The 20,164-nt window shown below is 55.3% G+C and carries 20 protein-coding genes and 1 riboswitch; of the genes, 7 read left to right on the forward strand and 13 right to left on the reverse strand.

Going from position 1 to position 20,164, the window contains the following annotated elements:
* Positions 1-263: 263 nt before the first annotated feature.
* The 5 genes from AC2D8P_RS08255 to AC2D8P_RS08275 form a co-directional block, all read right to left on the reverse strand.
* Positions 264-1,136, reverse strand: a complete 873-nt coding sequence (locus AC2D8P_RS08255; protein ID WP_484701875.1) for a ribokinase — start codon at positions 1,134-1,136, stop codon at positions 264-266.
* Positions 1,137-1,219: 83 nt separating this feature from the next.
* Positions 1,220-1,963 carry a phosphonate ABC transporter, permease protein PhnE gene (phnE, locus tag AC2D8P_RS08260; RefSeq protein WP_484701877.1) on the reverse strand — a complete coding sequence of 248 codons (744 nt, stop codon included), beginning with the start codon at positions 1,961-1,963 and terminating at the stop codon, positions 1,220-1,222.
* The gene (locus AC2D8P_RS08265) at positions 1,963-2,733 is read right to left on the reverse strand and encodes a phosphonate ABC transporter ATP-binding protein (protein WP_484701878.1); all 771 of its coding nucleotides are present in this window, start codon (positions 2,731-2,733) and stop codon (positions 1,963-1,965) included. Before AC2D8P_RS08265 ends, phnE begins: the two co-directional genes overlap by 1 nt.
* Positions 2,730-3,590, reverse strand: a complete 861-nt coding sequence (locus AC2D8P_RS08270; protein ID WP_484701879.1) for a phosphate/phosphite/phosphonate ABC transporter substrate-binding protein — start codon at positions 3,588-3,590, stop codon at positions 2,730-2,732. Before AC2D8P_RS08270 ends, AC2D8P_RS08265 begins: the two co-directional genes overlap by 4 nt.
* Complete coding sequence (locus tag AC2D8P_RS08275) at positions 3,590-5,455, reverse strand: cytochrome c peroxidase (RefSeq protein WP_484701881.1); 1,866 nt, start codon at positions 5,453-5,455, stop codon at positions 3,590-3,592. Before AC2D8P_RS08275 ends, AC2D8P_RS08270 begins: the two co-directional genes overlap by 1 nt.
* Positions 5,456-5,570: 115 nt before the next feature.
* Here AC2D8P_RS08275 and mntR point away from each other — a divergent pair, with 115 nt between their 5' ends.
* On the forward strand, positions 5,571-6,020 hold the full coding sequence (mntR, locus tag AC2D8P_RS08280) for a manganese-binding transcriptional regulator MntR (protein WP_484701882.1): 450 nt from the start codon (positions 5,571-5,573) through the stop codon (positions 6,018-6,020).
* Between the two features lie 85 nt (positions 6,021-6,105).
* On the opposite strand, the gene bhcD is transcribed toward mntR, so the two are convergent.
* The 5 genes from bhcD to bhcA form a co-directional block, all read right to left on the reverse strand.
* Positions 6,106-7,071, reverse strand: a complete 966-nt coding sequence (bhcD, locus tag AC2D8P_RS08285) for an iminosuccinate reductase BhcD (protein ID WP_484701884.1) — start codon at positions 7,069-7,071, stop codon at positions 6,106-6,108.
* A 74-nt stretch (positions 7,072-7,145) separates the two neighbouring features.
* Positions 7,146-8,309: a 3-hydroxy-D-aspartate aldolase BhcC gene (gene bhcC, locus AC2D8P_RS08290; protein ID WP_484701886.1), complete on the reverse strand. Its 1,164-nt coding sequence runs from the start codon at positions 8,307-8,309 to the stop codon at positions 7,146-7,148.
* 75 nt (positions 8,310-8,384) lie between these two features.
* Positions 8,385-9,332 carry a beta-hydroxyaspartate dehydratase BhcB gene (bhcB, locus tag AC2D8P_RS08295; RefSeq protein ID WP_484701888.1) on the reverse strand — a complete coding sequence of 316 codons (948 nt, stop codon included), beginning with the start codon at positions 9,330-9,332 and terminating at the stop codon, positions 8,385-8,387.
* Positions 9,332-10,660, reverse strand: coding sequence for a D-amino acid dehydrogenase (locus tag AC2D8P_RS08300; RefSeq protein WP_484701889.1), 1,329 nt, complete (start codon positions 10,658-10,660; stop codon positions 9,332-9,334). Before AC2D8P_RS08300 ends, bhcB begins: the two co-directional genes overlap by 1 nt.
* A 59-nt stretch (positions 10,661-10,719) precedes the next feature.
* Positions 10,720-10,804, reverse strand: a riboswitch (glycine riboswitch).
* A gap of 74 nt (positions 10,805-10,878) precedes the next feature.
* On the reverse strand, positions 10,879-12,066 hold the full coding sequence (gene bhcA, locus AC2D8P_RS08305; RefSeq protein WP_484701891.1) for an L-aspartate--glyoxylate aminotransferase BhcA: 1,188 nt from the start codon (positions 12,064-12,066) through the stop codon (positions 10,879-10,881).
* Between the two features lie 174 nt (positions 12,067-12,240).
* On the opposite strand from bhcA, the gene AC2D8P_RS08310 reads away from it, so the two are divergent.
* Together AC2D8P_RS08310 and AC2D8P_RS08315 are read left to right on the forward strand one after the other, a co-directional pair.
* Positions 12,241-13,065 carry an IclR family transcriptional regulator gene (locus AC2D8P_RS08310; protein WP_484701893.1) on the forward strand — a complete coding sequence of 275 codons (825 nt, stop codon included), beginning with the start codon at positions 12,241-12,243 and terminating at the stop codon, positions 13,063-13,065.
* 19 nt (positions 13,066-13,084) lie between these two features.
* A complete protein-coding gene (locus AC2D8P_RS08315) occupies positions 13,085-13,993 on the forward strand; it encodes an AEC family transporter (RefSeq protein ID WP_484701895.1) in 909 nt (302 codons plus the stop codon).
* Positions 13,994-13,995: 2 nt separating this feature from the next.
* Here the strand turns inward: AC2D8P_RS08315 and AC2D8P_RS08320 are convergent, their stop codons facing one another.
* Positions 13,996-14,328, reverse strand: a complete 333-nt coding sequence (locus AC2D8P_RS08320) for a hypothetical protein (protein WP_484701897.1) — start codon at positions 14,326-14,328, stop codon at positions 13,996-13,998.
* Positions 14,329-14,473: 145 nt separating this feature from the next.
* On the opposite strand from AC2D8P_RS08320, the gene AC2D8P_RS08325 reads away from it, so the two are divergent.
* Positions 14,474-15,556: a transporter substrate-binding domain-containing protein gene (locus AC2D8P_RS08325; RefSeq protein ID WP_484701898.1), complete on the forward strand. Its 1,083-nt coding sequence runs from the start codon at positions 14,474-14,476 to the stop codon at positions 15,554-15,556.
* Positions 15,557-15,651: 95 nt separating this feature from the next.
* Here the strand turns inward: AC2D8P_RS08325 and dapD are convergent, their stop codons facing one another.
* The gene (gene dapD / locus AC2D8P_RS08330) at positions 15,652-16,479 is read right to left on the reverse strand and encodes a 2,3,4,5-tetrahydropyridine-2,6-dicarboxylate N-succinyltransferase (protein WP_484701900.1); all 828 of its coding nucleotides are present in this window, start codon (positions 16,477-16,479) and stop codon (positions 15,652-15,654) included.
* A gap of 98 nt (positions 16,480-16,577) precedes the next feature.
* Here dapD and AC2D8P_RS08335 point away from each other — a divergent pair, with 98 nt between their 5' ends.
* Together AC2D8P_RS08335 and AC2D8P_RS08340 are read left to right on the forward strand one after the other, a co-directional pair.
* Positions 16,578-17,393, forward strand: a complete 816-nt coding sequence (locus AC2D8P_RS08335) for an LOG family protein (RefSeq protein ID WP_484701902.1) — start codon at positions 16,578-16,580, stop codon at positions 17,391-17,393.
* Between the two features lie 520 nt (positions 17,394-17,913).
* Entirely contained in the window at positions 17,914-18,282 is a 369-nt protein-coding gene (locus AC2D8P_RS08340) for a hypothetical protein (RefSeq protein WP_484701903.1), read from the forward strand.
* A gap of 120 nt (positions 18,283-18,402) precedes the next feature.
* Here the strand turns inward: AC2D8P_RS08340 and AC2D8P_RS08345 are convergent, their stop codons facing one another.
* Complete coding sequence (locus AC2D8P_RS08345; protein WP_484701905.1) at positions 18,403-18,861, reverse strand: Lrp/AsnC family transcriptional regulator; 459 nt, start codon at positions 18,859-18,861, stop codon at positions 18,403-18,405.
* A gap of 141 nt (positions 18,862-19,002) precedes the next feature.
* Here AC2D8P_RS08345 and ald point away from each other — a divergent pair, with 141 nt between their 5' ends.
* Entirely contained in the window at positions 19,003-20,124 is a 1,122-nt protein-coding gene (ald, locus tag AC2D8P_RS08350) for an alanine dehydrogenase (protein WP_484701908.1), read from the forward strand.
* Positions 20,125-20,164: the final 40 nt, after the last annotated feature.

The following is a 20,164-nucleotide window of genomic DNA, read 5'->3' on the forward strand; positions in this document are numbered from 1 at the left end:
ACTGAGTGATACTCAGTGCAATCATTTAATAAATAAAATGAAAGAGATAGCAACACCATGCAACTCAGTGAAACTCACTACACTTGCTTGGAAGGCTAAGGTCTTACCACTACACAACGCCCGCTTAACAGGGTTATCCGCTATGTTATCATTTTCGAACGTCAAGACCGGATTTCGCCTCAGATCCAAGTCTTTCATTAAAATTCAGCGAGGAGCCTGTACCGCAAACTTTGAGGAACCCTCATGCTTCATGAACACCTCGTTCACAAATTCCTCACAAACTCCAGCACTTCGGAAAGTTCAGGGATGGCGTCTGCGGCGCCTTCGCGGGTCACTTGGATGGCAGAGGCCGCCGACGCGTTTGTCAGGCTCATTTTGACCGGATCACCCTGATCTATCCTGGCCAGAAAGAAACCCAGGAATGTATCCCCTGCTCCGGTGGTATCCACGGCCTCAACATTGAAGGCATCGACAGAGGTAACCTGCCCTTGCTCGACACACCCAGCCCCTTTGGCCCCTTTGGTCACAACGACGGTCATGGCGTCAAAGCGTTCAGCGACCCCAGGCAGATGTTGTCTTATATCCGCAGCCTCGTGTTCATTTACGACCAGAAGATCGGCGTGCGGCAAAATTTCCCGAACAGCTTGTAAATCAAAGGGGGCGGCCGAATAGCAGATTTTCATCCCTTTCGACCCAGCCAGTTGGGCCGCATATTGACCCAAACTGGTTTCGTTTTGCAGCAACAACCAATCCCCCGGCGCGGCACCGGCCAGCGCCTGATCAATTTGGCCTTCAGTCAATTGCCGGTTCACCCCGGCCAAGAGAACAATCGCGTTTTCGGCTGACCGATCAATATTGATGATCGCGTGCCCGGTCGGCCCGTCCAGTTTGCGGATATGCGTGGTGTCGATTCCTTCGCGATCCATCTGTGCCAAAATCCAATCATCGGCTTGCCCAATCGCGCCGATATGAACAACCTGTGCCCCAGCCCGCGCTGCTGCGATGGATTGGTTCAACCCCTTGCCCCCAAGCCCCATGCGCATGCTGTCAGCTGCAAGGGTTTCGCCAGCCGCAGGAAGGTGCGGCACATAGTAGGCATAATCAATATTGATCGACCCGAGGTTATAGATGGTCACGGCCCTGGCCCCTGTCTGAATTCTCTCTGGAAATTCAGCCTAGCATTGCCCGGGTCCGCTTCGCCATGGGCAAATTGCGGGTATTATGAAAACCGTTTCTGCAGCAGGCCATTGATCGCCTCGGATACCAACACCAAAAGGACGATGGCCAATGTGACGGTGGCGGCCTTATCATACTGGAACGAACGAACATAGGTCTGCACATAAAGACCAATCCCCCCGGCGCCGACGATGCCCAGAATCAGGCTTTCGCGCAGGTTCAATTCGAACCGAAACACCGTGTCGCGCAATACAACCGGGGCCATTTGCGGCCAGATGCCCCAACGCAGCTGTTGCAGACGTGTCGCTCCCGCGCTTTGAAGCGCGGTTACAGGCGCAGCAGAGACATTGTCGATCGCCTCTGAATAAAACTTGGCCAGCATACCTGTGGCGTGAAAGGTGACCGCCAGAATACCGGGCAACGGGCCCAGCCCAACGGCCCCCACCATCAGCATCGCCACAAGGATTAATGGGATCGACCGGATCACGGCGAGTGTCGCGCGCACCGGTCTAACAATCACCATTGGCATCAGCGATTGCGCCGCCAGAATGCTTAGCCCCGCAGATAGGATGACGGCAAATAGCGTGCCCAGAATGGCGATGCGCAGCGTTTCGGCCAGCCCGGTCAGAACTTCGGGCCAAACGGACCAATCAGGCGGGATCATGCGGCCCAAAAATTCAGACAAGCGCAGCCCGGCACCCGGCAATTTGGACAAGCCCAAATCGGCACTGAAACCAGCCCATAGAATAGCGGCGACAAATCCCAGCCAGATTAATCCACGTGACATCAGCTGACCACGCGCAAACCGGCCGCCGCCGGTGTTCCACGATAAAGCCGGTTGATCTCTTCAGTCGAAACCGATTTGGCGGGTTGATCAAACGCGATTTTTCCATCGCGCAAGCCAATCACCCGATCGGCAAAACGCAATGACAGATCCGGTTGGTGTGAACTGAACACGACGGAAATCCCGCGTTTGCGCGCCTCCCGCGTGATCAGCAACAAAATACGCTCTGCATGGGCCGGGTCCAGATTGCTGACCGGTTCGTCGGCCAAAATGATCTTGGGCTCTTGCGCCAGACACCGCGCGATCGCCACGCGCTGCCGTTGCCCACCAGACAGCTGATCGACGCGACGACGCGCCAGATCACTCAGGCCTGTGTCACGCAAAGCGGCCGACACTGTCATATGATCCTTGGCCTCAAACCGACCCCACAAAGAGGCCCAGGCGCGAGCGCGTCCCAACCGGCCGTTCATGACGTTCTGATACACATCCAGACGATCAACCAGTGCGAATTCCTGAAAGATAAACCCAATATCGGAACGAAACTTGCGCCGTTTTGCGGCCTCGCTGATCAGGCTATGGCCCAGAACTTCGGCCTTCCCGGCCCAATGGGCCAGACGGCCGTCCATCAGCGCCAGCAAGGTGGATTTCCCGGCACCGGATGGGCCCAGCAAAGCCACGCACTCGCCCTCGTCAATCGTCACGCTGATCTCTCTCAATGCAGAGACATCATCAAACTTATGCGTGATCCCGGACAGGGCGATTGCGGTTGTCATCTTAAATACCCATATCGGCGTGCGGTTTCCCGAACCCCGTCATAGCTTGCCGAGTCGGCCTCGATGTAACCCTCAGGCCCATAAAGATAGGCCAGCAGGTGCTGATTTACCGGTTCATTCAAACTCAACATCGTTTCGGTAAACCGCGCCTGCAATTCGGCGTCAAGCCCGGGGCGTGCAATCACCGCATGGCTTGGGATCTGTTCTGATTCCCCAATGAACTTAATCTCGGCTTGCTGGGTTGGTGACAGCAGCAGATCGGCATATTGGCTGGCCCCGGCTGCATCAACCAGGCCGTTGGCCATGGCCTGCATTGCCTGCTGATACCCGCCGGCAAAAAATGTCCGGCCAAAAAACTGACCCGCATCGCGCGCGCCCGTAAACAACCCTTCGCGAACGAACAGATCCAACGGATAGATATAACCTGATTCAGAGACCGGATCGGCAAAGGCAATATCGCGACCCTTCAGATCGGCCAACGTATCGATACCACTGTCGCGGCGTACAAAGACACGGCCCGAATAACTGGGATAACCGCGATAAACCTCGGACAAAAGCGGAACCGCCCCAATCTGATCTTCGGCCAGCACAAAGGGCAACGCCCCCATGAAAGAGATATCCGCATCGCCATTGCGCAGGGCCTCGACCGCTGCGGCGTGGTCAAAGGTGACAAACCCGTTAACCTCAACACCTAATTGATCGCTCAACCAACCGGTGATCACTTTGATATCACCCAGCAGCTTTTCGGGGTTTTCCTGCGGGATGAAGGCGAGGGTCAGCCCTTGTGCCGCATGCGCCACATGTGGCACGCAAAGCGCGGCCCCGGACATGGCCATAAATGAACGTCGTGTCAGCATCAGAACATGTCCTTGTCAATTTGTGTCTGCATCGCCTGGAATGCCTGCCATTGGCGATCCGCCTCTGCCCAATCTCCGGCCGCGCTGGCATCACCCACCGCCCACAGAATTTCTGCAAATTCGTAGACCTGTGCCTTTGCAGCATGGTTGGTCATCGCAGAGGCATCCGCCTCTAGATCGGCGGCCACTGTATCAACCAGCAGGGCGATGTTTTCCTGATCCTGCATCGGGATCAGTGTGCCAAGAGTCGAGGCAAAAGTGGTCAGCTCGTCGAACACCAGGCGGAAGGCGCTGTCGCGCCCTTCGAAATGTTGATAGGGCTCCTCGCCATCACCAACGGCCTCCAGATAGGCGGTCAGTTCGGCGCGTTCCGCCTCGCTCAACCCCAATGACTTTGTACTGTCAAACCAATCCACGACACTGGCCAGTGTTGGCAGCGATCCATCATGCATATAAGGTGCGGTAAAGTTGATGTTGCGCAGCGTCGGTGTATCAAACTGCGTGGCAGTCCCCCCCGGAAACGGCGGCTCACTGCTGCCGATATCATGAGTTAGACCATCGCGGAAGTTACGTTCCGGCGTATGACAAGAGGCGCAGGATTTATCGCCCAATCCATCATAAACTGTATTAAATAATACCTCACCCCGACGCGCGGCGTCTGAAGCCAAATCGGTCAACCCGCCTGCCCGATCGATCTGGGGGTTCGGCAGCCAGTCGAACTGCACCATATAGGCGATCAGCGCATCCAGTTGGAACGGCGTCGGTTCCTTGCCGGCAAACTCGGTCACGATCACATTGCGGGTAAAGCGGCGCAAACTGGGTTCGCGCCCATCGCGTCCATAAGGCGCGGTAAAGCGGATGCCACGCAGCGATGGCGTATCCAGATGGTCGTCGGCCCGGTCGTTGAACATCGAATTGAAGAACGACCCATCCACATCCATACCGCCCGCATGGCCGCTAAGCCCGGTGATAAAGAAATCGCGATTCACGTCTGACCGGTTGTGGCAAGTCGAACAGGCAATCCCCAATTCCCGTGCCGGACCGCCAAATATTTCGGGGCTGTCAAACAGCATGTCGCCATAGGCCACCAGCGGCAGATCGGCCTCATCCAGACCAGCCTCTTCAAACTGCAACACCAACCGGGGTAGTGGAATTTGATCAGCAATATTGGATCCCGGCGGCAGAGTCGCGGGCAGATGTACGTCAGCGCCGGACAAAACCACTGTTTCAGGCACGGGCGACAGTTTCGCCCGGTCCGCAAACTGATCCGGCGTGTAATTCACCGCCAAATATTCGGCAATCTCGGCACGCGCGGCAGCAAAGTCAGCAGCCTGTGCCTCCTGCGCGCCGGTGCCCAGCAGACCTGTAGTACCCAACGAGGAGTTCAAAACCAGCCAGGCCCGACCCAGATCGCGCATGGCGCCCCGATCCCCGGCACGGATACCGTCCTCAAATGCACGATACAGCGCTTCTGCCTTTGCCAATTCAATCGCGGCCTCTGGCGTGCCCAAAAAAGTCTCGGCTGCTTCTAAATGGGATACAATGCCCGACGCGACTGCAACCGTTGCAGCCTGAAACAACGCCTGGCGATCCTGCGCCTTTAACGCTGCAGAAACTGCCGCAGCTTGTTCCACCGTCAAAAGCGACAATGCCGGCGTGTCAAAAGCGCTGCCGGGAATCGGGTTATGCCAGCTTTGTTCCAACTGGTGCCAGGGGGTCGGATCCAGGTTGCCCATAAACACGGTCAACCGATAAGCCGCCGCCCGAGGCGCCCAGGGGGCCTCGACAATTGCAGTCGCACTTACCAAAGACGGAGCCGCCACACAGGCAGTCGACAGAAAGAGTGCAGTTAATAGTTTCTTCATGGCGTCCATCAATATTAGCTTTGTCTAAGTTCTTTAGCCAAGACTAATACATTGTCAAGAACTGAAATCCGCGTCATACAGTGTTTTCAACCTAATGTGACTTTGACCGTTCTAAATGACCAACACGTTACCAAACTCTGCGGAACGCGATTCAGAGGCACAGGCGAGCCAGTTTGAATCCGTCCGTTCCGCCCATCAAAGCGAAATGGTCGAGGATTATGTCGAACTGATATCGGACTTGATTAGTCTAAACGGCGCGGCCCGTCCGGTGGAAATCGCAGAACGGCTTGGCGTGGCCCAACCGACGGTCAGCAAAAATCTTGCGCGCCTGAAACGCGAGGGTTTTATCACCCACGAACCCTACCGCGCCATTCACCTGACAGCGGCCGGCCACACGCTGGCCGATGCCTGCCGCAGGCGCCATCGGATCGTGGTTGATTTCCTGATTGCCCTGGGTATATCGGCCGACACCGCCGAACATGATGCCGAAGGCATCGAACATCACGTTAGCGACGAAACGCTGGACAGGTTCCAAAGCTATATCGAAGAAACGCAGGGCGATTAGCGAAGCCGGGAGGCGCATAACCAACCTTGGGAACTCGCTATTTAACCCTGCTGAATTACTTCAAAATTTTCAACGTTTGATTTCGTCAGAAATCCACCTCAATCGCGATACCTTTTTCAACCGCCAAATCGACGACCGCAGAGGCCACAGCCAGATCTTGTAGGCCGACACCTGTACCGTCAAACAGTGTTACCTCGCTATCCGAGGACCGGCCCGGGTGGGTGCCATTAATCACCTCGCCAATCTGATGAATATCCGCCTCGGCCTTGGTGCCTGCGGCCACGGCGTGTTGGCTCTCGCCCAACGTCACTGCCTGCGCGACTTCGTCGGTGAACACGGTGGCACGCTCGATCAGGGCGGCCTCGACTTCTTGTTTACCGACGGTATCGGTGCCCATGCAGGCGACGTGGGTGCCTTCCGATACATGATCCGACATCAGCGACGGGGCAAAGGATGATGTGATGGTGATGATCACATCGGCCTCTTGCAGGCCGGGCAGATCAACCGCCTCGAACGGAAGTCCAGCCTCTGCAGCCACTTTTTCAAGGTTGGGCAGCATTTCAGGGTGCAGGTTCCAACCAATGACCTTTTCAAAGTCACGTTGTTCCAGTGCTGCACGCAGTTGGAACGTCGCCTGATGGCCTGCGCCAACCATACCGATCACCTTGGCATCCTTGCGGGCCAGATGGTTGATCGAAACGGATGAGGCTGCCGCAGTACGCAGCGCTGTCAAAAGGTTGCCACCGACCATGGCACGGGTCTTGCCAGTATCTGGGTCAAACAGAAACACCGTTGATTGGTGGTTGATAATCTGACGTTTTTCCAGATTGTTCGGCCAGTATCCCCCCGCCTTCAGGCCCAGCGCCTGACCCGCACGGTCAAACCCGCCCTTGAACCCGTAAAGCGCATCTTCGTGCCCAATCGCCTCGCGGATGACCGGGAAGTTATAGGCATCCCCCGAGGCCATCGCGGCAAACACCTGCTCTACGGCCTTATAGGAATCGTCGCGGCCAACCAGACCTGCGATCTCTCTTTCTGGAACAATAATCATCCCGTATCTCCATCAATTCAAAAAAATGGCTGACAGGACAGGAGGTCCGATCCCGTCAGCCCAGAGAAGAAACCTTAGTAGGCTTTGCCGCGGGCCGAGACGGGCCAAACGGTTTCTACCTTGCCATTTCGAACACCAACATACCAATCGTGAACATTGGCGGTCGGGTCGCAGTGACCGGGCACCAGTCGCAGTTTTTCGTTCACATTCAGAACGCCGTCCGGGTCGGCAATCACGCCGTGTTCATCTGAACATTTGACATATTCCACATCATTGCGACCAAAGATAAAGGGCAGTCCGCTATCGACGGATTGTGCCTTCAGTCCCGCATCACAGATGGCTTTGTCCGCTTTGGCGTGGCTCATCACTGATGTCAGCAGGAAGAAGGCATTTTCCCATTCGCCCTGGTCAATCCGGTTGCCATCCTTGTCGAGGATACGACCGTAATCGGCATCCATGAACGCGTAAGAACCACACTGAAGTTCGTTGAACACGCCAGAGTTGGATTCGAAGTAGTAAGAACCTGTGCCGCCACCGGAAACCAATTCGCATTCGATCCCTTCAGCTTTCAGACCTGCAACCGCGTCGGCGACCATTGCAATGGCGATATCCAGCTTTTCCTTGCGGCCTTCATAGGTATCGATGTGCTGCATCGCACCCTGATAGGCCTGAATGCCGGTGAATTTCAGGTTATCCGCTGCGATTGCCGCCTTGGCGATTTCAATCACAGCTGGGGTTGTCGTGACACCACAGCGGCCCGCGCCACAGTCGATTTCCACGAAGACTTCCAGTTCGGTGCCGTGCTTTACAGCCGCCGCCGACAGGTCAGCAACGTTGTTCACATCATCCACACAAACAATAGTGCGGGCGCCAAATTTCGGCAGACGCGCCAGACGGTCGATCTTGGCCGGGTCACGGACTTGGTTTGACACCAACACATCCTTGATACCACCACGGGCGAAAACTTCGGCCTCTGACACTTTCTGACAGCATACACCAACCGCACCCCCCAAACGTTCCTGCAGCTTCGCCACATCGACGGATTTGTGCATCTTGCCATGTACGCGGTGACGCATCCCGTGGGCCTTGGCATAATCGCCCATTTTCACGATGTTACGCTCCAGCGCGTCCAGATCCAGGACCAAACAGGGGGTCTGAATGTCGGCCTCATCCATGCCGGGCAGAGCCGGGACGTCATAACCAACTTCGAGGTCTTCCAGTTTTACTTGTACGTTCATTTTTCTTCTCCGGTTTTTTGCACCCTGTCATTTGGCCGGTGGGTGCAGCCCATGGCGGGCGATTTTGATTTCGATTTAGATCCAGGGCAGTTTGTCCAGGTCGACATTGCCGCCGGTGATGATCACGCCGACGCGTTTGCCAGCGAAACGTTCCTTGTTTTTCAGAATGGTCGCGAACGGCACCGCGCTGGAGGGCTCCATGACGATGCGCACATGTTTCCAGACCAGTTTCATCGCCTCGATGATTTCACCCTCGGACACGGTCAATATATCGCTTACGTGGTTCGACACGAAATGCCAGGTCAGATCCTTCAGCGGCACCAACAGCCCGTCGGCTACGGTTTTTGGCGCATCATCAGCGATGATGTATCCGGCTTTGAAACTGCGATAGGCGTCATCGGCCTGTTCGGGCTCCGCCGCAATAATTTTGGTCTCCGGCGCCAGTGTCGACAACGTCAGGCAGGTGCCCGAAATCATTCCACCGCCACCAATAGGGGCAACAACGAAATCCAGACGATCAGCTTGTTCCATCAGTTCTTTGGCGCAGGTCCCCTGCCCCGCGATGACCCGCGGATCGTTATAGGGGTGCACAAAATCACCACCGGTTTCGGCCTGCACTTTCGCAAATGTTTCCTCGCGCGAGCTGGTCGAAGGTTCGCATTCCGTAATCGTCCCACCATAACGACGCACGGTATCTTTCTTGGCCTGAGGCGCCGTGTGCGGCATGACAACGTTGCAGGGTATGCCGCGCAACATCGCCGCATAAGACAGGCAAGAGGCATGATTGCCCGATGAATGTGTTGCCACACCCTTCTTGGCCTGCTCCTCGCTCAGCCCGAAAACCGCATTGCTGGCGCCACGTACCTTGAACGCACCCGGCTCCTGAAAGTTTTCGCATTTGAAAAACAGCTCCGCCCCGGTCAACTCGTTCAGATAGGCAGACTGCCGGATCGGAGTGCGCCGAATATAGGGACTGATACGTTCGTGTGCGGCGAGCATATCCTCATAGGTGGGGATAATCATCAAGCAGCCCTTTCGTTTACAACAATTTCAGAAATGATGTCAGAGGTCGCGCCCGATAGCGTCCAACCCAAATGACCGTGGCCGGTGTTGTAGAACACGCCAGGACGATTGCCCTTGCCCACGCGCGGCAACATGTTTGGCATCATCGGGCGCAGACCAGCCCAAGAGACAAAGCTTTCAGTGCTCATGCCGGGGAAATGGCGGTGGCACCACTTCAGCATCGGATTGATACGCTTCCAAACAATGTCTTTGCTGTAGCCGTTGAATTCGGCCGTACCTGCAACCCGGAATCGACCTTTGCCCAACCGGCTGGTCACCAGTTTGGCGTTGTCGTCCAACAGGCTGGTCATTGGGGCGGCGGCCTGATTGGCCTCGTCTTCCAGATTAACGGTGATGGAATAGCCCTTCACCGGATAAACATTCAGACGATCGCCCAGCATGGCGGCGAAACGGCGCGAATGGACGCCAGCACAGATCACCACCTGATCAAACACCTCTTTGTGCTGACCGGGGGAGGACGATCCATGCTTGTCTTCAATCCGGCTAAAGACCTCTATCTTACCCTTATCTGCGCGCAGCTTTTCCACAACCGTGGACAGTCGCATTGCCACACCACGTTTGGTACAGGCACCGGCCAATGCACTGGTAAATTTGTGAATGTCGCCGGTAAAATCGGTTTCGGTATAAAAGCCGCCATAGATCTCGCCCTTCAGGGTCGGTTCGATCTTGCCAATTTCCTCTACTGTGACCGGGCGGCGTTCCAACCCGCCCTTCTTCAACAAGTTTGTGACCTTTTCGGCCACTTCAAACTGCTTCTTGGTTTCATAAAAATGCAGGATACCGGTCTCTTCGTGGTCAAAGTCGATGTTTTCCGCCTTGGCCATCTCCATCAGCTGATTGCGCGCATCCAACGCCCATTTCACCGTTTGCAGTGTGTTTTCCTCATAGTGCGGAATGGCCCCCACAAACTCCGCAAGCCAAGAATATTTGTGCCAGGATGGTTTTGGGTTCATCAACAATGGCGCCCCGGATGAAAACATCCAACTTACGCCCTTGATCATCGTCGGAATGGAATTCCACACCTCAGCGTTAGAGGCAGACAACTGCCCGCCATTGGCATAGCTGGTTTCCATCGCCGGATAGGGGTTGGCCTCAAATATGGTGACATCGGCCCCTTTGCGGGCCAATTGATACGCCGTCGTTGTGCCGGTCACACCAGCACCGATCACGGCAACTTTTGAATTCTCTCTCATGGCACTCCTCCTCGCATCCGCTGCGATTCTTCGTGCCCCCTCTGTCATTGGCCTGAGAGTTTCACGCCCCGCCATCCTGGCCAGACGCTTACACCGTGGGCGGAGACCAGACGGCCTCACTTTCCAGAGTTCTTTTTCTACTGACGGTCCTGTTGCCTGAGAGTTTCCGGGGCGGTTGCTCCTTCGGCGATACAAAAATATCTCTCCCGTCGCAAAATTTCCTATCGGAAACTTGTGGGGCGAGTCAACCTTTATTCGCTCATACATCATAACAGGACCATTCGTTGGGCAGCTTACGCAGCTGCCCGATGTTCATTGCGTGACTGACGGAAGTAATCTTGCGCTGCGGCAACCCCTGATCCCAGCTTGATCGGGTAACTAAGATCAGCCATGGCCATTTCGATCGTGCCCAACCCCGCCAGAACCATTACATCGGTCAACGACCCCAGATGACCAATACGGAAGGCCTTGCCGTTCATCTCCCCCAATCCAATGCCAAAGCTGACACCATATTGATTGAATGCATGTTCGGTCAGGGCATTGCTGTCGAACCCGTCGGGCACATAAATGGCACTGACCGTATCGGAATAGAGGTCGGGTGTTTCAGCACACAATTTCAAGCCCCAAACATCCACCGCGCGGCGCACACCTTCGGCCAAACGATGATGACGAGCATAGACATTGTCCAAGCCTTCTTCGAACAACATCTTCAGGCTTTCGCGCATGCCGAATATCAGTTGCAGCGGCGGAGTATACGGAAACCCGCCAGAGGCATTGGCGCCCATCATATCACGAAAATCAAAGAAGGTGCGTGGCAGTTTTGCAGTTTCCATCGCCGCTAAGGCCTTGGGGCTGACCCCAAGAATGGCCATGCCAGTGGCCAGCATGAAACCCTTTTGCGAGCCAGACACGGCGATATCGACACCCCACTTATCCATCTCAAATGGCATGGAGGCCAGGGATGACACACAGTCAACGAACAACAGCGCCGAGTGGCTGGCTGCATCCATGGCACCGCGCACCGCAGCGATATCAGACCGTACACCGGTGGCAGTCTCGTTGTGGGTGACCAAAACGGCCTTGATTTCTTGGCCTTTATCGGTACTCAGGATCGCCTCAAATTTATCAGCTGGCGCGCCCTGTCCCCACGGGGTTTCAACGACCTGCACATCCAGACCATGACGCTGACACATATCGATCCAGCGATGGCTAAACATTCCGTAGCGCGCCACCAGAACCTTATCGCCGGGCGACAGGGTGTTGGTGATCGCGGCTTCCCATCCGCCCGTGCCGCTGGCCGGGAAAGTGATGACCTTGCCCTCTGCAGTGCCAAAGACTTTCTTGGTATCTTCCAATACGGGGGCGAAAGTTTCCACAAAATCCGGCGCGCGGTGATCTTTGGTTTGAACTTGCATGGCAAGACGCAGACGATCCGGGATGTTGGTCGGGCCGGGGATAAAGACGGGGTTTTGATCAGACATGACAGATTCCTTTGATTTGTAAGGAGTGTCACCCGCCCAAACACCAATTGCAATTTTTTCGAAATTAATTTCCATTTTTTGATGAAAAATATATAATCATTGTATTATATAGACTTATAGTTTTCCATTTGATAATGTCACTTCCAACTGGAAAATGATTTCACGGAAATAATCATGTCAGAATCCCCAAAACGCAAACGCGGTCGCCCCAAATCCCTGTTCACAGAAGGCCCCCCACCGCTGATTCAGGCACTGGATCGTGGGCTGATGGTCCTGACCGAATTGGCACGGATGGAACGCGCCGCGCTGACCGATCTGTCGCACCGCCTGAACATGCCAGCGGCGACGTTGCACCGGATACTGGCCACGTTGGAACGACACGGATATGCCGAAATTGATGACACCAACCAGATGTGGATGGTCGGGGTGGAGGCATTTCGCACCGGCAGCGCCTATATCAATCGCACCGACCTGATGCAGGTCAGTCGCCCGATCATGCGCCGTTTGATGGAGGCGACGGGAGAAACCGCAAATCTGGCCATCCCGGATGGGGGGGAGGTTGTCTTTGTCGGCCAGGTCGAAACCCAAAACCCGATCCGGGCCTTTTTTGCCCAAGGCACGCGCACGCCGATGCATGCCTCAGGAATTGGCAAGGCCATCCTTGCCACCATGCCCGTTTCTGAACGCATTGCGCGCCTCGGACAGGTGTCAATGACCGCCTTCACCGAAAACACCCTCTCCCACCCCGATGCCCTTGGCCATGATCTGGAAGCAACCCGCTCGCGCGGTTGGTCCTTTGATCGCGAGGAACGCCATGCTGGCATGTCATGCATTGGTGCCGTCATCCGCGACGAAACCGGAATGGTCGTGGCCGGTGTTTCCGTCTCTGGCCCCAGCAGCCGCTTTGCGGAACACCGCCTGCCCCATCTATCTGGGTGTGTGACGCAGGCTGCCACCGACATTACCAATGCCATTGGCGGCACGGTCACAGACGCATAACCCAGGTCAAGATTGCATTATGGAATTTGCGCTCGCTATCTTACCCATCGCCCTGATCATTGCTCTGGGATATGGCGTGGCCCGTTGGGGCGTATTGCCGCGTGACAACTGGGGCGGCATCGAAACACTCAGCTTTCGCCTGTTGATCCCGGCGGTTCTATTTCGGGCCATCATCACTTCTGATCTGTCCTCGCAAAGCGTCGGGCCGATGGTCTGGGCGCTGCTGACCACATTGGTGATTGTCGGGGCGGCGATTTTATTGGCCCGCCCAATCCTGAAATTGCCAGATCCGCAACTGACCACCGTGTTTCAAACCGCCATTCGTTGGAACGCCTTTGTTTCGCTGGCCGCGGCAGAGCTTTTCATTGGCCCCGAAGCGCTGGCCGTGGTCGCAATTGCCATGGCTGTATTAATTGTCATCATTCAGGTCGTGTCCATTTTGGTTCTAACCGCCTATGGAACCGCAAAAACCGGACCACGCCGGATCGCAAAGATCGTTGCCTATAACCCAATTTTGCAGGCTTGCGCCTTGGGCCTCGTGCTTAATCTGCTCGACGTTTCCCTACCCACGGCGATTTCAGAGACGCTAAGGCTGGTCGGAAACGCCGCGCTGGGGATCGGTTTGCTGGCGGTCGGCGCCGGAACCCGGTTTTCCCGGTTGATCCGTATCTCTCGTGGAATGGTGATGGGCACAGCGGCGCGGCTGATCGTTTGTCCAATGCTGTTTTTAGGTGTGGCGCAGCTTTGGAGCCTTGGTCAGACAGAGGTCCTTATCGGACTGATCTGTTTGGTCGTCCCTGCCGCATCGAACGGCTACATCATTTCCAAACAGATGGGCGGGGATGCTGATCTTTATGCGGATATTCTGACATGGCAGACACTGGCATCGATGGTCGCGCTGCCGGTCTTTGCATCACTCGTCGCCTAGGGTCAGTCGGTGCTGTCCGGGTAAAATGGCGTGACCTGCGCCACAATGACAGAATTTTCTGCAAGTGCCCGATCCATCAGGTCCCGTTCATCCTCGCCCACCTCGTGGCCCAGTTCCATACGATCCTCAAGTGTTCCGTACCCCGTCACATCCAATGGCGCCATATCCGCCTGTTTCAGGATCGCCACAGTTTCACGAACCGCTTCTGCCTCATCCACGCCAGAGGCAAAGCACATCAATGCCCCACCCGTGGCGCCATCAGGCAGGCCATCACCGGCTTTGCGCCCCACTTCCACCACCAGAGTATAGACTTTTTGTGCCGATTTACCGCCCATCTACCTGTGCACCTTTATTTCAAAACAACTTCGAAATGTGTCTAGTGATCCGGAAACACACCGAAGCTGCAAAATATTCCATTCACGTTGCACCCGGTCGTCAATTCATGCAACTTGCGCAGCAATACACTCACATAAGACCAAAATGCCATACATCATTCGCTACGTTTCACGTATCTGCCTTTTATTTTGTCTCGCCATTCTTTGTGCAGAGCGTCCCGCGGTTGCGCAGGACGGTACGCTGACAATCGCAACCGTCACGCGTCCGCCCTTTTCCATGCCAAGTGGCCAAGGCGGTGAAACCGGTTTTAGCATGGATCTGTTTCAGGCGCTGGCCGACGATCTGGGACGCGAATATACGGTGGTGCGCGTCGACAGCTTCGGCGGCATGCTTGAACTGGTACGCACCGGCCAGGCCGATGCCGCTATTGCCAACATCTCGATCACCGCTGAACGCGAACGGGTCATGGACTTCTCGCAACCTATTTTTGAAAGTGGCCTGCAGATTATGTCTTCGGCCAGTAAAGGCGGCAGTGTGTTCACGATACTTGCCACGCGCGACGTTTTGATCTGGGTGGTCGCGGCCTTTGGCCTATTGTTCTTTGGCGGCATGCTGATGTGGGCCATGGAGAGAAAACGCCAGCCCTATTTCGACCGCCCGGCCAGCGAGGCCCTGTTTCCATCTTTTTGGTGGGCGCTCAATCTGGTCGTGAATGGCGGGTTTGAGGAACGCATGCCGCAATCACGCGGTGGTCGTGTTTTTGCCACGCTTCTGGTCGTCTCAAGCCTGTTCATTGTATCTCTTTTCGTAGCAAAGGTGACCGCGGTACTGACCGTCGACGCGATTCAATCAAATATCCAAGGCTTGGGAGATCTTGACCATCAGACAGTCGGCACGATCGAGGGGTCGACTTCCGCGTCCTACCTGCAGCAGTTCGACATTGCCTATTGGGGCTTTGACGATCTGGCACAGCTCACCCAGGCCTACGAGGACGGAACCATCACCGCCGTGGTCTTTGACGCGCCTATCCTGGCTCACTATGTCAACACCGCGCGCCCAGGCACTGCAGAATTGGCTGGACCCGTCTTTCGGCGGGAAAACTACGGCATCGCCCTGCCCACCGACAGCACCCTGCGCGAACCGATCAACCAGACCCTGCTGAAGTTCCGCGAGGACGGCACCTACAGGGCGCTGATGACAAAATGGTTTGGCACTCAGGCGAACTGATCTGTCAAAACGGACAGAGAAGTATTTGCCAAAGTCCCAAAACGAAAAACCCCGGCTCTTGGCCGGGGTTTCTGTTTGCGAATCTTTGAATGTGGTCAATCGCGCAGAAGCTCGTTGATACCGGTTTTGGACCGGGTCCGTTCATCCACGCGCTTTACGATCACCGCGCAATAGAGGTTGATGTTGTTCTTGGTCGGCATCGACCCCGCCACGACAACCGAATAGGGCGGAACTTCGCCATAGAACACTTCACCTGTTTGGCGATCGACGATCTTGGTGGATTGGCCGATAAAGACTCCCATCCCCAAAACTGATCCCTCACGCACGATGCAACCCTCGACCACCTCAGAACGCGCACCGATAAAACAGTTGTCCTCGATAATGGTCGGGCCGGCCTGCATCGGTTCCAGCACACCACCGATGCCAACGCCACCAGACAGATGCACATTTTTGCCGATTTGCGCGCAAGAGCCAACCGTGGCCCAGCCATCAACCATCGACCCCTCATCAACATAGGCACCGATATTCACGAAAGACGGCATCAACACCACGCCAGGCGCGATAAAGGCGGAGCGGCGCACAATGGACCCAGGGACGGCACGAAAGCCCGCTGCTTTCCACTCATTGTCGCCCCAGCTCTGCCATTTGGATGGAACCTTGTCCCACCATTTGCCGTCACCGTTTGATCCTTCGATCATTTCCATGTCGTTCAGGCGGAAGGACAACAAAACCGCCTTCTTCGCCCACTGGTTTACATGCCAATCACCGCTTTCCTGCTTTTCAGCAACACGCAAGCTGCCACTGTCCAACGCATTCAGCGTGTCCAGGATGGCCTCGCGGGTTTCGCCTGTGGTGGCGGGCGTGATGGTATCGCGAACCTCCCAGGCGGATTCGATGGCGGATTCAAGTTGCGCATTGGACATGTAATTTCCCCGTAAACGTATCTGGCGTGACTGGGTTGAAGCCTATAGACCCAAGATTGACGCCGCGCAATGCGGCATTGGATGCAGGAGACGCGACAATGAACGAAGAAACCCGCCGCCACCCGTTCCGTTATGCCCGTCAGGATGTCGAACAGGCCCGTGAAATCCCCGATACACCGCAAACCCGGTCCCCTGCTTATCGGCTGGCCTTTACCGATGACGATTTCATGTGTCGGGCCGAATTGCGCCCGGTCAGGCTGCAGTTGGAACTGCTGAAACCGGAAATGATCCTCGAAGAACGCGGCATCAATTCCACCATTGTCCTCTTTGGCGGGGCGCGAATCCCAGAGCCCGAAAAAAAAGAGGGCGCCCGCACGAAGACATTGGCAGAGCTGTCGTCATTTTACGAAGAGGCCCGTGAATTTGCCCGGCTGATCACCGAAAAATCAAAGGTATCCGGCTGCACCGAAGATGTGATCGTCTCGGGCGGTGGCCCCGGCGTGATGGAGGCCGCCAATCGCGGCGCGGCAGAGGTCGGTGGCTGTTCCATCGGTCTGAACATCGTCTTGCCCCATGAACAAGCCCCAAACAAATATGTAACGCCCGATCTGTGCTTCAACTTCCACTATTTCGCGATCCGCAAAATGCATTTCCTGATGCGGGCCAAGGCAATCTGCGTCTTCCCCGGTGGATTCGGCACATTGGATGAGTTGTTTGAATCTCTAACCCTGATACAAACCGGACGAATGAAACGCGTCCCCTTTTTGCTGTTTGGCGAAAAGTTCTGGCGGTCGATCATAAACTGGGAAACTCTGGCAGAGGCCGGCACCATCGGTGCCGATGATCTGGAACTGTTCAAATTCGTTGAAACCGCACAACAGGCGATGGACGTGATCGAGGGTTGGGAAGCGTAGTATCTGGCCACGCAGTCTTGGACGGAATTGATGCAAATACAGTCATACGGCTGAACCAAATGTGCAGCGTCCCTTCAATCCGGGTTTTCGTTTCTTCATCAGGCAGATAACGATTTTCTAACGAATTTTGTCCAAAAGGATAGCTATTCAACGGCCAGTTTCAGGTTTAAATGTACCTTAAGAAACGCGAATAAAGCGAACAGGCAGTTCAGGCACCAATATGATTGATGTGATATTGATCGTAGTTCTTTGCGCCATAATCGTGTTGGGATCGCCTCGGCGCGCCCCAAAATTGTGGACGCAAAAGCAAAAAGACAACGAACCCATCTAAGCCTCGGGTGGGCCAGTCTGTTGTTTTAACTGCCGAATAGTTGACGTAAGGTCAATTTAATCGATTCATAACTTTCAGAGCTTGAAACCAGGCGCACTTGGCTCTACCCTTAGATGTATCGTTTAATAGTGCACTTTTTCATGGGTTGAGGATTTCTAACTCATTGAAATTGGTATGATAGGCCGCGAAATGCGTTATCTGAACTACTCGATCTGCACACTTGCCGGGCTGCTTCTGTTTGGAATCGGCATTATCGGGATCACCGAATTGCCGGTCCAACCCAGCACGTCTATCACGTTGCTTCTTGAGCCATTGGGGGCTGGATCTCAGTTCGATCTGCTCTATTGGGAGGCACTGATCGCATTAGGTGTCTGGCTGACATTGTGCTTCTGGGTCAGAGTGCCAGCAGGCATCGCGCTGTGCCTGATCATCGGGAAGATTGGGGTTCTAAAGGGCTATGTCCCCTTAAACACAGCGATGGTAATCGTTGCCATTTTCTGTGTTGTGATCATTGGCTGGCAGACGGTTCACCTCTACAACCAATACTCAAATTCATAACACCATCTGCTTTGATGGTGCTATGTGCGAAGCGATTGGTCAGGTGCATTTTCCGCCCCACTCTGAAATCGGAATACCGACGCAATACCGACAACCAAATCGGCTTGTTTTGTCGGCGGTTTAAACCGGCAGCGCGGTGGTTTTGCGCACCGTTCTGAGGGCAAAGCTGGAATGCATCTGAGTGACCCCCGGCAAGCGGGCCAAATGTCTGCGGTGGATCTGAGCGAAGTCCTCGGTGTCCTTCGCCACGACTTTCAGCAAGTAGTCTGATTTCCCGGCCATCAAGTGACATTCCAGCACATCGGGGATGCGCGCCACGGCTTTTTCAAACGCTTCCAGAACCTCATCTGCTTGACCTTGCAGGGTAATTTCAACAAACACTGTTGACGGGCAGCCCATTTTCCGGGCGTTCAGAAGCGCCACGTAGCCCTTGATATATCCGTCTGACTCCAATCGCTGCACGCGCCTGTGACAGGCAGAGGCGGATAGATTCACCTTCTCCGCCAGCTCCGCATTCGATATGCGCCCTGCCCGCTGCAGTTGTTCCAAAATTCGACGGTCTGTGTTGTCTATGCTCATAATTACGCAAGCTTCTTCGAAAGAATCTGAATTTCTTCGCACATTAATCGAATGTCACACGCTAACACCAGCAATAATTTCCAAACAATTGCATCGCCCCTGTGACAAACTGTCAACAAATGTTTTGTGGAGGATAAACTCATGAAGATCGGATGCCCGACAGAAATCAAACCCCAGGAATTCCGCGTCGGCATGACCCCCAACGCGGCAGGTGAAGCCGTCGCACGGGGCCATCAGGTCATCATCCAGCAAGGCGCCGGATTGGGCGCTGGTTTCGCGGATGAAGACTACGTCGCAGCAGGCGCGGCCATCATTAACACGGCAGAAGAAATCTTTGCCACTGCCGATATGATCGTGAAGGTAAAAGAACCGCAAGCAGGAGAGCGCAAAATGCTGCGCGAAGGCCAGTTGCTGTTCACCTACCTGCATCTGGCTCCAGACCCGGATCAAACCAACGACCTGCTGGAAAGTGGCTGCACCGCCATTGCCTACGAAACCGTAACCGATGATCGCGGCGGCCTGCCACTGTTGGCCCCGATGTCCGAGGTTGCTGGCCGTTTGGCGCCGCAAGTTGGTGCCTGGACCCTGCAAAAAGCAAACGGTGGCCGCGGTGTTCTGATGGGTGGCGTGCCCGGTGTTGGCCCGGCAAAAGTCGTCGTTATTGGTGGTGGTGTCGTAGGCACCCATGCTGCCAAAATCGCGGCTGGTATGGGCGCAGATGTCACCATTTTGGATCGCTCCCTGCCGCGTCTGAAGTATTTGGACGATGTGTTCGGCGGTACATTCAAGAACCAATACTCCACCGCTGGCGCCACAGCTGAGTTGGTACGTGAAGCAGACATGGTCATCGGGGCCGTCCTGATCCCGGGCGCTGCCGCACCGAAACTGGTATCTCGTGCACAACTGTCTGAAATGAAGCCCGGCGCAGCGCTGGTAGATGTTGCCATCGATCAGGGTGGTTGCTTTGAAACGTCGCGGGCGACAACTCATGCTGATCCGATCTACGACGTTGACGGCATCATGCATTATTGCGTTGCGAACATGCCTGGCGCTGTTGCACGCACGTCGACGATCGCACTTGGCAACGCAACCATGCCGTTTATGCTTTCGCTCGCAAACAAAGGGTGGAAACAGGCCTGCGCCGACGACCCACATCTTCTGAACGGTCTGAACGTCCACGCTGGCAAACTGACCTACTATGCAGTGGGCGAAGCTCTGGGCATGGATGTCATTTCACCACAATTGGTGATCAAAGCAGCCTAAGGCAGACATTCAAACACAGATAAAATCAGACCCGCCAATT

Source organism: Roseovarius sp. YIN77 (genome assembly GCF_057219155.1).